This window comes from Paenibacillus zeirhizosphaerae, assembly GCF_030705605.1.
Classification (GTDB): Bacteria; Bacillota; Bacilli; order Paenibacillales; family Paenibacillaceae; genus Paenibacillus; species Paenibacillus zeirhizosphaerae.
In genome coordinates, this window is the sequence record NZ_JAPCKK010000005.1 from 1 (window position 1) to 12,044 (window position 12,044).

The 12,044-nt window shown below is 48.9% G+C and carries 13 protein-coding genes, 1 rRNA gene and 1 other annotated feature; all 14 genes read right to left on the reverse strand.

Annotated elements, in window-relative coordinates; genetic code table 11:
• Positions 1-103 (reverse strand): 16S ribosomal RNA (locus OIN60_RS02405); the annotation flags it as partial.
• Positions 104-871: 768 nt separating this feature from the next.
• Positions 872-2,317, reverse strand: a complete 1,446-nt coding sequence (locus OIN60_RS02410; protein WP_305753289.1) for a LysM peptidoglycan-binding domain-containing protein — start codon at positions 2,315-2,317, stop codon at positions 872-874.
• A 167-nt stretch (positions 2,318-2,484) separates the two neighbouring features.
• On the reverse strand, positions 2,485-3,369 hold the full coding sequence (gene ilvE / locus OIN60_RS02415) for a branched-chain-amino-acid transaminase (RefSeq protein WP_305753290.1): 885 nt from the start codon (positions 3,367-3,369) through the stop codon (positions 2,485-2,487).
• Complete coding sequence (gene pheA / locus OIN60_RS02420; RefSeq protein WP_305753291.1) at positions 3,362-4,282, reverse strand: prephenate dehydratase; 921 nt, start codon at positions 4,280-4,282, stop codon at positions 3,362-3,364. The genes ilvE and pheA overlap by 8 nt, the downstream gene beginning before the upstream one ends.
• Positions 4,279-5,250: a homoserine kinase gene (gene thrB / locus OIN60_RS02425; RefSeq protein ID WP_305753292.1), complete on the reverse strand. Its 972-nt coding sequence runs from the start codon at positions 5,248-5,250 to the stop codon at positions 4,279-4,281. The genes pheA and thrB overlap by 4 nt, the downstream gene beginning before the upstream one ends.
• 95 nt (positions 5,251-5,345) lie before the next feature.
• Positions 5,346-6,632 carry a homoserine dehydrogenase gene (locus OIN60_RS02430; protein WP_305753293.1) on the reverse strand — a complete coding sequence of 429 codons (1,287 nt, stop codon included), beginning with the start codon at positions 6,630-6,632 and terminating at the stop codon, positions 5,346-5,348.
• Between the two features lie 37 nt (positions 6,633-6,669).
• Entirely contained in the window at positions 6,670-7,107 is a 438-nt protein-coding gene (locus OIN60_RS02435) for an ACT domain-containing protein (RefSeq protein WP_305753294.1), read from the reverse strand.
• A gap of 220 nt (positions 7,108-7,327) precedes the next feature.
• Entirely contained in the window at positions 7,328-8,638 is a 1,311-nt protein-coding gene (obgE, locus tag OIN60_RS02440; RefSeq protein ID WP_305753295.1) for a GTPase ObgE, read from the reverse strand.
• A gap of 13 nt (positions 8,639-8,651) precedes the next feature.
• Positions 8,652-8,996: a hypothetical protein gene (locus OIN60_RS02445; RefSeq protein WP_305753296.1), complete on the reverse strand. Its 345-nt coding sequence runs from the start codon at positions 8,994-8,996 to the stop codon at positions 8,652-8,654.
• Positions 8,993-9,388: a Spo0B domain-containing protein gene (locus OIN60_RS02450; protein WP_305753297.1), complete on the reverse strand. Its 396-nt coding sequence runs from the start codon at positions 9,386-9,388 to the stop codon at positions 8,993-8,995. Before OIN60_RS02450 ends, OIN60_RS02445 begins: the two co-directional genes overlap by 4 nt.
• A gap of 176 nt (positions 9,389-9,564) precedes the next feature.
• Positions 9,565-9,876, reverse strand: a complete 312-nt coding sequence (gene rpmA, locus OIN60_RS02455; protein ID WP_305753298.1) for a 50S ribosomal protein L27 — start codon at positions 9,874-9,876, stop codon at positions 9,565-9,567.
• Between the two features lie 16 nt (positions 9,877-9,892).
• Positions 9,893-10,219, reverse strand: coding sequence for a ribosomal-processing cysteine protease Prp (locus OIN60_RS02460; RefSeq protein WP_305753299.1), 327 nt, complete (start codon positions 10,217-10,219; stop codon positions 9,893-9,895).
• A gap of 13 nt (positions 10,220-10,232) precedes the next feature.
• Positions 10,233-10,544: a 50S ribosomal protein L21 gene (gene rplU / locus OIN60_RS02465; protein ID WP_305753300.1), complete on the reverse strand. Its 312-nt coding sequence runs from the start codon at positions 10,542-10,544 to the stop codon at positions 10,233-10,235.
• Between the two features lie 12 nt (positions 10,545-10,556).
• Positions 10,557-10,640: a sequence feature (ribosomal protein L21 leader region), on the reverse strand.
• A 74-nt stretch (positions 10,641-10,714) separates the two neighbouring features.
• Positions 10,715-11,911 (reverse strand): Rne/Rng family ribonuclease, encoded by a 1,197-nt coding sequence (locus OIN60_RS02470; protein ID WP_305753301.1) that lies wholly within the window; start codon positions 11,909-11,911, stop codon positions 10,715-10,717.
• Positions 11,912-12,044 lie beyond the last annotated feature (133 nt).

Sequence of the window (12,044 nt, forward strand, 5' to 3'; positions counted from 1 at the left end):
GCTAACTTCTGAAGAAGCAAGCTTCTTCATCCGTCCGCTCGACTTGCATGTATTAGGCACGCCGCCAGCGTTCGTCCTGAGCCAGGATCAAACTCTCCATGAAAGATCATCCGAAGATGATCGATTGCAAGAGCGATAAGCTCATTTTGAATCTGACGAGATAAAATATCTCAATGATCCGTTCCGGTTTTTATACTGTCATAGACATGTACCAAAAACCTTCACGGGGCGATTTCACTTCGTGAAATCCACTCACTCGTTGTTCAGTTTTCAAAGATCAAACTTCTTATTTCATCGCTTCAGTACTTCGCATCAGCAACTTTTATATCATATCATTTCCGAAACCATTTGGCAAGTACTTTTTTTCGAGAAAAGTTCTTTACCTGAGCACTTTTGTGACTCGTTTTGGCCGGAATTAGAATATACCATGAACCCTATGAATTAGCAAGCACAATTTTAATCATTGTCGTTGTGCTGTGATATTGTCGTTAGAACAGGAGCTGGCAGGGAAACCCGGCCGCTCTCTCATTTCGGCAAAGCGATGGCGGAACTGCCTATCTCTCACATCAAGTTCGCCAGACCACGACCGCCGAAATCGTTCTAGTGTATCAGGGCCGAGTGATTCCTTTATACGGTTAACGGAGAAGCCAACGAAACAACAGTCATCGCCGGAAACGAAAAAAAGCGGGTTCTGCGCAGCCACGCAAACCCACCGTAGGCCATCCATGGAAAATACCACAGACAGGCCACCCAGAAGCTCCCTGTCAACCCATCGCCCCATACCACAAAGGTGACATTTTCACTGACGATGGACATAAGAAAATATAAAAAGAACGGAGGTAGTGTATTCCGTTCTTTGGGAAGAGTCATTTTATCCCATTAACCAGGGATTTTTACGTTTTGGTTTAGCCGACTGCTTTCGTTTTTCCGTTTTCTCTGTTTTTCGTCGATTGATTTTTTTTGCTGAAGTACTTTTGATCTTCGCTTTGGCCCTACTTTTAGCGGTTCCAATCACATAGCGTTCCAGCTCCGCGTAGGTTTCATCTTCCAGCCCTGTCGAATGAAGCTGCGGCTGCTCTCCCTGGAGAGGCACCATCACGTTCAAGTTCTGGTTCAACTCCGTGCGGAACCCATACGGTTGAGGAAATACAGGTTGATAATAGGTCTGTGGGACGGTTGGAGCGCTCATATAAGGTGAATAGTTGGTTGGCATATATGGATCGTTGTTGGAAGGAATGTTGGGAGCGGCAGTATACAAGGTCGGGGAGCAGGAATTAGGATAAAATGGGGGGACAAAGGGTTCGCCTGCCATATATGCATTCGATGGAGGAATATGGCCATAATTCGGGTAGGCTTGATAATGATGCTCTCCAAATTTTGAATTGACAGGCGTTACTGAGCCAGCTTCCCACTTCGGCTTCCATTCTACATTTTCTCCGTAAGAGTAGTTCGAATACATCATGTTATATGCAAAAGCTTTATTATCTTCACTATAGGGAGCTGGGTTGATCGCAGCAGGCATATTGGAATTGTCCTGCTCCGCCATGATTCCAGGATACATATTATTGACATCCGGTTGAGTCATATTGGGAAGTGAGTACGGCTCATAAATTGGCATTTCGTACGGCTTATTCAGCTCATTGCCCTGAAGGATATTTTCGGGTGCCATGGAGTTGTTTGTTTTATCCATGTTATCAGTGTTTTCTATGTTCTCTACATTTTCCGTGTCTTTCTTTTCCGTCTCTTCGTTTTCGGCCGATTCGCTTTCAGCTTCATCCATCATGTTTGCATTTTCCGGGAATAACTGAGGAATAGGTGGCATTTCGGGAATCTCAGGCATTTCAAACATTTCATAAGGCATGGCCGGATTGGAGGCAGTTTCCTCTTTAACCCCCGTATTTTTTTTATCCGGTATCACCGTACTTCCATTTCCTTGACTCCCAGAGCCGTTGTTCTGCCCGGGGACTGTATCTTCGCCTTTAACTTTTGGGATATTAACAATTTCTCCGGTCATGAGGGCGTTAGGGTTTTTAAGCTGTGGATTGGCATCTATCATGTCCTTTAAAGGAATGCCCGCTGCCTTACCAAGCTTCCAAAGGCTATCCCCCTGTTTGACCTTATGCTGATACGCCACCTCCACGGGCTGTGCCGGTAGAAGAGCCGATGCGGGAGACGAAATTCTGATCTTTGTGCCCGCTACAACAAGATCCGGATTCTCAATATGTGGATTGGCACTAACCAACTGCTCAAGAGGAACTTTAAATTTTTGTGAGAGCTCATGTAGAGACTCCTCTTTTTTGAGGATGTGTATCTTCACGGTGTCAAAACCTCCTAAACTTTCGTTTACGGGCTGACCTGTGCCCGCCTATCGTTAATAACATCCTATGCAGATATTGGGCGAATGACATCCCCATTCATAAAAAAATATCCCAAAAAAGCCGCCTTGGAATGAGAGTACCCAGTCCCAAGGCGGCATATGATGGATTAGGATTCCCAAACCTTGTATCCATCCACGTGTACAATCTTACGGAATTCCTCCAACAGCTTCAAGGTGATGGGCCCCGCGGCACCCGACCCGATCGTCCGTCCGTCCACTTCATTCGCAGCAATAACTTCCGCCGCTGTGCCGGTAAAGAACACTTCATCGGCCACATACACATCATGCATCGTGAAAGGCTGCTCTTTCAGTGGGAAACCAAGCTCGGCGCAGATATCGATAATAGCGTTGCGCGTGATGCCTTCCAATGCTCCCAAATAACATGGAGGGGTGAACACCGTTCCGTTCTTGACAATAAAAATGTTGTCCGCAGACCCTTCCGTCACATAGCCCTGAGAATTCAACATGATCGCTTCACCCACACCGGCGTAGTTGGATTGCATTTTAACCAAAATGTTATTCAAATAGTTGAGCGACTTGATCTTTGGATTCAGTGCATCCGGAATGTTGCGGCGCTGGGATACGGATATCGTTTTGAGGCCGGTCAGATAGGCTTCTTCCGGATAGATCGAAAGCTCTTCCACGATAATAATGACACTGGCCTTCGGACAGCGAAGCGGATCCAGGCCAAGATTGCCGGGCCCCCGCGACACAACGAGGCGGATATAACCGCTGCGCATATCATTACGGCGTATCGTTTCCGCCATGACCTCAAGCATTTCCTCCCGGGAAAGCGGGATGTTCAACTGAATGGAGCGAGCCGAATCATAGAGTCTGTCTAAGTGCTCCTTGCATTTAAAAATATTCCCGTTATAAATACGAATGCCTTCAAATATACCATCACCGTACAAGAAACCATGGTCATAGACCGAGACCTTTGCATTTTCTTTGGTCACATATTCACCGTCTAGATAGATCCACTGCTCAGCCATTAAGGATACCTCCGCTTTTTCCTATTTTTCTATAAGAGTTTAATGCATCATCATACGCATAGCTTGGATAAGAACCTAGAATTCTTACCTGGCATTTCAAAGCCTCAATTTCCGCAAAAGCCGCCGTAAGCAGCACCGATTCCAGTGATTCCATCACTTCAATGTAAAAATAATAGTTGCCCAACTGCTTCTTGGTCGGACGTGATTCAATCCGTGACAGGTTCAAACGACGCCAGGCGAATGCCGACAACACCTGGTGGAGAGCCCCCGGAAAATCCTCCGGCAGCGTGATAAGCACACTCGTTCTATTTCCTTTCGGCTTACGCTGCAGTTCTAAAGGATGATGCCCGATCAACACAAATCTGGTGAAATTGTTATGATGGTCCGTTATCCGATCAGCCAAAATATCCAGTTCATGTGTGGCCGCACCCAGGCGTGTCCCGATCGCAGTCCATCCCTTGCCCGGATTCCGCTTAACGATCTTCACTGCCTCTGCCGTGCTGCCTGTGCTTTCTAGATCAGCATGCGGCATATGTTCACTTATGAACTGCTGGCATTGCGGCAGCGCAACCGGATGTGACATTACCTTCGTCACCTTGCTCAAATCCAAATCCCCAGCTTTATTTAAAAATTCATTCCTATGCCCAATCAGATTCTGAACGGATGGATAAATCCATTCCGCCTGCATGGCAATATCCACTTCATGGATCAACCAATCCATATGTAGGCTTACCGATCCATCGATCGTATTTTCAATCGGAATTACACTGTAATCGGTATTTCCGCTGTCCGTGGAACGGAAGACTTCCGTGATTTGTTGATAGTGAACCAGTTCAGAGGGCTGATCGCCCAGCAAGTAGTTCACCGCCTCATGAGAAACCGAGCCTTCCGTTAAAACTGCAATACGTGTCACAGCACGTCATCCCCCTTTATCATATCCAAGAACGAACGATGACTTTCCCCATCTGTGTAGACTTTCACCCCGTGCGCTTCTGGCTTAAGCCACATCATGCGGACCTGGACGGACTCGCGCTGCATTGTTTCCTTAAAATAAGACTCCAACTCCGCCTTTCGCTCCTCACGCCGATCCACCAGCGCCAGCAGAGTCGGTCCAGCCCCGCTCAAGGCGGCCCCAAGGGCTCCATGGCGTGAGGCCCCCTGTAATATTTCCGCCATGCCGGGGACAAGAGCCGCCCGATACGGCTGATGGATCCGGTCTTTCATCGCCTCGGCAATGACAGCAAAATTCCCTGTGGCCAATGCCGCCACCAGAAGAGAGGAGCGGCTGATATTATATACAGCATCCTGTAGCGGGAATTTTGCAGGCAGCACACCTCTTGCCTTGGAGGTCGACAATTGAAATTCTGGAATAACAACCAGAGTCTCCAGATTGTCATTCGGTTCAAGCTTTATGCACTGAGCATGCTCACCGTCCCAGATCGCAGCAATCACTCCGCCATACAAAGAGGCACCGACGTTATCGGGATGCTTCTCTATGGCCGTCGCCATATCAAACAGCTTGGCATCGGACAACGGAGAACCGATCAGCGCATTCGCAGCAGCCAGAGCACCGATAATCGCAGATGCACTGCTGCCCAAACCACGGGTCAAAGGAATATCCGAGTACATGGATATTTCCAGTTCCGGCACGGACACCCCGGCTTCGCGAAAAAGCATCTGCGCCACTCCGTATATCAGATTGGATTTGTCAGCCGGAATATCCTTAAACTGATCCCCATGCAAATAAAACCGCGTTTCATCGGATTGCTTCATCTCAATCCATGCGTACAGATTAAGCGCCATCCCCAGCGTATCAAACCCCGGTCCTAGGTTAGCCGTACTCGCCGGAACCCGGACCCTCACAAACGGTGAATCAAACATTCCTTCCGCCTCCACTTGCGATGCTTTACAACCATCACATCTATTATTAACAAGCTAAACCCGCAATGGAAAACAAAATCAGAGCATGCTGACCCCTAGCCCTCAACCCGGTATACGCTCTTAATTTTGCGAATGACCTCCAACGATTCAAAATGATCAAGCACTTTCTTCATGCTTGCCTTGCTTGCGCTGTGGGTAACGATGATAATTTCAGCATTCGGGTTGTGCTCGTTCGGCTGCTGCACCACCGATGCCAGACTTACGCCGAATTCGGCAAATACCTGTGTAATTCGAGCCAGCACTCCGGCTTTATCGTCCACATGCAGCAGGATGAAGTTTTTGCTGAACACTTCTTCATCGCTGGTAAGCCGCTTGGGTTTATACGGAGTGATCGCCTTCAAGCCGTTAACCCCCAGCTTCAGATTTTTAACAACCGCGACCAGGTCGGCGACAACGGACGTTGCCGTCGGCATTTCGCCCGCGCCTGCGCCGTAGAACATAGTTTCACCAACAGCCTCTCCATGGACATAAACCGCGTTAAATACCCCGTTCACCGAAGCAAGCGGATGGTTCTGACTGACCATCGTAGGCTGTACACTAATGTTAAACTGGTCGCCGTTTCTTTCCGCGATACCCAGCAGCTTCATTTCATAACCAAGCTTTTTGGCAAACGCGATATCTTCACTTGAAATTTGTGAAATTCCTTTAACACTAACATCCGCAAGCTCCACATTGGAGCGAAACCCAAGTGTGGCCAGAATGGCCATCTTGCGGGCGGCGTCAAGACCTTCGACGTCTGAAGTCGGATCGGACTCGGCGTAGCCCAGCTCCTGAGCCTCCTTAAGAACCTCCTCGTAAGAAACGCCTTCTTGACTCATTTTAGTCAAAATATAGTTGGTTGTGCCGTTTACAATGCCCATAATGCGGATAATCCGATCGGACGAGAAGCCTTCAATCAGCGTCCGAATGATCGGAATTCCCCCGGCCACACTAGCTTCATAAAATACGTCGCACTGTTTTTCCTGCGCCTTAGCAAGTATTTCGGCTCCGTGCAGAGCCATCAAATCTTTATTGGCGGTAACGATATGCTTACCGTTTTCTAACGCTTGCAGCAGGTACGCTTTCGTCTGCTCCACGCCGCCCATCACTTCAATGACCACGTCGATTTCCGGATCGTTAATTACGTGCCACGGATCCTCGGTCAGCTTGGATGGGTCCACCGTAACAGAGCGTGCCTTCTCCAAATTTTTGACTGCTATTTTCTCAACCACGATCGGGGAACCAACCTGGCTGCTCAAATCTTCCTGATTCCCTTCCACAATACGAACAACGCCAGTTCCAACGGTACCTAATCCCAACAATCCTACTTTTACCGGTTTCATTCGCTCATTCCCCCTGTTTTCGAAAAATCATTACTTTCTACCCCTGGCCGATCAATCGGACGCGTTTAACCCCGGATACGCCTTGCAGGCCTGTCAGCAGGTTGCCCAGTTCTTCACTGAGCCGCGACATTTCAACAGAGATCACCACATTGGCCCTCCCCTGCAAAGGAATGCTCTGCTGAATGGTCAGCACATTCCCCCCGTAATCAGCAATCATGGCAAGTACTTTGGAAAGCATCCCCGACTGATGGTCCAGATCTACAGAAATATTCACGATTCGGTCCCGTTCCAGTTGATTAATGAGATGGATGCCATCTTTGTATTTATAAAAAGCGCTTCGGCTTAAGCCAACCTGTTCAACAGCTTCATGCACAGTCTTGATGTCGCCGGAAGCCAGCAACTGCTTCACCTGGATAGTTTTGACGATGGCTTCAGGCAAGATGTCTTCCCGCACTAAATAATAACGTTCCTTCAAAGTCGTCCTCTCCTCAGAGACTCATGTATACATATAGAGGACATTATAACTAATCTGACACGCGAGGGCAATAGACTATTATAATTGTCAAAGTTTTTCTTGCCGACAGTGACCGCTCTCTAAGGCTCATATACTTATGGTATCTTAAAAAAAGGTGCCCACCAAGGACACCTTCTTACAGTAATATCATATTCTTCCGAAAGGGCAGCTCTGGTTGAAATTAATAATAGCTGCTGCCTTCCACGAACTCAAACTCAAAATCACCGATGCGGACAATCGTTCCGTCCTCAGCGCCTCTTTTGCGCAGCTCATTATCCACACCCATATGCCGCATCGTTCTTGCCAGCTTCAGAATCGCATCATGGGAATTCAACTGCATCCGCTTCATCATGCGCTCAATTTTCGGGCTCTCCACGATAAAGATCTCATTTTCACGCACAATCCGAAAGCTCTCGTCCTCTTCCTTCTCCAGCTTATAGACCTTCCGTTCCTGAACTTCCGCTACCTCTTCCACATCAGCCTCTTCCGGCATTTGGTCTAGCAAATCGGCTGCACGATACAGGAGCTCTTTGACGCCTTGACGGGTCAATGAGGAGATGGGCATAATCTCAAGGTCAGGACGCACTGCAGCCACCTGTTCCTTGAATTGCTCCAGATGCTCCTCAGCATCGGGCATGTCCATTTTATTCGCGGCGACAATTTGAGGCCGTTCAGCAAGAGTGGAATTATACAGCTTGAGCTCATCATTGATCTTCACCCAGTCGTCAAAAGGGTCCCGCCCTTCCGAGCCAGCCATGTCCACCACATGAATAGTAATCCGGGTCCGCTCAATATGTCTTAGAAATTCATGTCCCAAACCAATACCGGTGTGAGCCCCTTCGATGAGCCCCGGAAGATCGGCCATGACAAAGCTGCGCCCTTCCTCGACCTCGACCACTCCCAGATTAGGGGTGATCGTCGTGAAGTGATAGGCCCCGATTTTGGGCTGGGCTGCAGAGACTACAGACAGCAGCGTCGACTTGCCAACACTCGGAAAACCTACAAGTCCGACATCGGCCATTACTTTCAATTCAAGGGTGACGTAGCGCTCCTGACCTTCTTCACCGTTCTCAGCCAGCTCTGGCGCCGGATTCGCAGGGGTTGCAAAACGAGTATTTCCCCGGCCTCCGCGTCCGCCCCTGGCAACAACCACCTGCTGCCCGTGACGGGTCAAATCAGCAATCACCTCTCCGGTATCGTCGTCAATCACAACCGTTCCCGGCGGAATTCGTACCAGCATGTTTTCCGCATTCGCACCATGTTGGCTTTTGTTGCGTCCTTTCTCGCCGCGCTTGGCTTTGAAATGCCGCTGATAACGAAAATCCATCAGCGTACGCAGTCCTTCGTCCACGCGGAATATAACGTCTCCGCCCTTGCCGCCGTCTCCACCGGCCGGACCTCCGTTAGGCACATACTTTTCACGGCGGAAAGCTACAAGGCCATCCCCTCCGTCGCCACCTTTCACATAAATCTTTGCTTTATCAACAAACATATATACACCATCCTTATGTTTGGCACGGCATCCGAATCTGGAAGATTTGTCCGGAAGGAAGCTGCTCCATCCGCAAGCTCCGATTCTCCAGCTTGGCCCGTACCTGCATCAACATTTCCGAATCGGCAGGCAGATCACTGCCTTCAAACCGAACAATTACATCTCCCTGATCCATACCGAAATATAAACTCAAACTGCGCACTTCTCCCCAGGACGACCGGCCCACGCCGTATTGATACGCTTGTACCGTATCCCTTACCGCCGAAGCGAGCGACTCGCCGTCTTCGGGAGACATGACAGTTCCCAGTTGCAACTGGTCTTCTACATGAACCTCAAGCCGCAGACTTCCTGAGTTCACCCGGAACGAGTGCAAAAAAATATAAGCGCAGGAATCCCCAGTTTGGATAATTTGCTGTCCTGTGCGGCACGCTCCTTTATTCTTTCCACACACTCTGCAGATTTATCATACTTCCCCATCCGGATATATCCATACAGCACCTGTAAATCGTTCATCCAATCATGTCTGTGATGATTGAGAGCGGCGTTTGCTGCCTCTTCCAGCGTGCGCCTTATCGCTGTATTTTCTTTTTCAGCGTTTCGCCGGGTAATTTCAACTCCAGCTATAGCAGCAGCCCCTCCCCATACAGCCAGAATGATGACTGTTACAGGGCCGGGAACCAGCAGAGCAAGTACCAGTGGAGCTAGAGCTGAGCATACCACAAGCAGAGGTAACCTTTTCCGCGATAACATGGTTTTCTCTCCGTTCTGGATCTTGAAATGGCCAATCAGTCTTTACAAGTATAGCATGACTTACTTTCCAGTTCATTACCAGCCTGCACAAAACGCTTTCTGGTCTGTTATATTTTTGTGAAAAAAAGCCCCCGGCACAAATGCCGGAGGCTTCTTTCACGGAATCACACCGCTGTTTAAGCTTCTACTGCAGCCGCTACCGGAGCGACATCAACCGGATAGATGCTTACTTTTTTACGATCACGGCCCCAACGTTCGAATTTCACAACGCCGTCCACTTTCGCAAACAAAGTGTCGTCTTTACCGATTCCTACGTTCGTGCCCGGATGAATTTTCGTTCCGCGTTGACGAACCAAGATGCTTCCGCCAGTTACGAGCTGACCGTCAGCACGTTTCACGCCCAGGCGCTTCGCTTTGCTGTCACGTCCGTTCTTTGTGGAACCTACACCTTTTTTCGATGCGAACAACTGAAGATCCAATTTCAACATGAATGTCCCCTCCTTCTTATTTATTGTGTATTTGAATATACTCACCGTATGACTCAGCAATACCCTCCAGCATAAGCTTCATGGACTCCATCAATAGCTGGACCTTGGAATGAATATCTTCATCCTCCAGATCAGGAATATCGGCACTTAAAAAACCATTCCTTATCTTCGAATTCAACACCACGCCGGTCAATGCTTCAATGGAATTAACGGCACCCACGGTTACAGCGGATACACCTGCGCAGACAATGTCTTCTCCGCGTTTGGCATAATTCGCGTGGCCTTTCACCGAAAAGCCCCGAATGCTTCCGTCTTCCATGCGGTTAATCTGTACGATAATCACTTATCGGACCCTCTTATGCCTGGATTTTTCCGATTGTCACTTTTGTATACGGTTGACGGTGGCCTTGCTTCACATGGTAGTTCTTTTTCGGTTTGTATTTATAGACAACAACCTTTTGACCTTTGCCATGTTTCTCCACAGTAGCCGTTACAGAAGCGCCGGAAACGAGTGGTGTACCTGTTGTAAAACCGTTGTCGCTGGATACTGCCAGAACACGATCAAACGTTACAGTGTCACCGTCGTTAGCGTTCAATTTCTCAATGAACAATACATCGCCTTCTTGAACTTTGTATTGTTTACCGCCTGTTTCGATAATTGCGTACATTGTCTGCACCTCCTTATGTCTCAGACTCGCCTGATGCAGGTGGCATTCTCCAGAGAAGAATACACTTCAACCAGATCGGAGCGGTTACAGCATGTGCAGCATTAGAACCTCGCCGTACACATACTCAATGAGTATAGCACAAGGCATTCCCTGATTCAAGCACTAAAGATTCACCTGCCGTTCCATTCATCGGGGGAACTTTCCGCACGGACCTTCTTTCGGGTCATTTCCAGCAACCCAAGCTTGGTCCAGCCAACGACAAAGGATTTCGTCCGATCCTGCCTCAGCCCTTCCTCAAAAATTGCCGCCACTTCCCTGCGGTGCTCTTCACGCTCCATGTCGATAAAGTCCACGATAACAATACCGCCGATATCTCGAACCCTCAGCAGTCTTGCAATCTCGGAAGCCGCTTCAAGATTGGTTCGGGTCACAGTCTCCTCCAGATTACTGCCGCCGGTGTATTTTCCGGTGTTTACATCGATGACAGTGAGGGCCTCCGTATGATCTATGACAATATATCCGCCGCCCTTAAGCCATATTTTACGCGAAAAATCACGGTCAAGCTGCTCCTGCACACCAAATTTCTGGAAGATAGACTCTTCCCGTTCAAACAAACGTATCTGGGCTTCGGTGATCCCCATATCCTGCAAGTAGGAGCGTGCATCCTGCGCTTGCCCCTCATGATCGATAATCAATTCATCTTGCTCCGGCGTAAACGCATCCCGTATAAAGCGCTGTACAATGCTCAGATCACGGTGCAGGAGACAGGGCGCACTCTGCTGCTCCGCCTTCTTCATAATCGCGCGCCACTGCTTTCTCAGTTGCTCCAGATCCCGGTCCAACGCCTCACGGCTCTCATCCTCGGATACGGTACGGATAATCAGACCTTCCTCTCCCTGCCGGATTTCTTCGCCAATCCCCTTCAGCCTGGAACGTTCGGCTTCACGCTCTATTTTTTTGGAAACAGCCACATAATCGGCACGAGGCATATATACGATCCAGCGGCCGGGAAGCGAATAGTGGGTCGTAACACGCGCTCCCTTGCTCCCAACCGCCTCCTTGAACACCTGCACGATGATTTCCTGACCAGGCTTGAGCAACTCGGTAATAGCTGGTTTTACGGGGGGCTGCTTATCCAGATGAGCATGAAGCACATCATCAACATATAAGAAGGCGTTTTTCTTCTGCCCAATGTCTACGAATGCGGCCTGCATTCCAGGGACGACATTGACAACCCGCGCCTTAAAAAACGAACCCAATGTCCCTTGATTACGGGCCCGCTCCGCCGCATATTCCACCAGCCTTCCGTTTTCCAGGAGCGCCATTTGAGTTGAATTCTGCTTGCAGTGTACAATCATTTGTTTCATGGTTTCTCCTATCTTGAAAAATGTGCACAGCCCATTATTCAAGGCAACTTAAGCTGCTTCTATACTTCTGTTGATCTTTATCCTAAGTATTGGAAAACACTGCAAAATAGAGGTTCTAGCCGGTCCGCCGCAC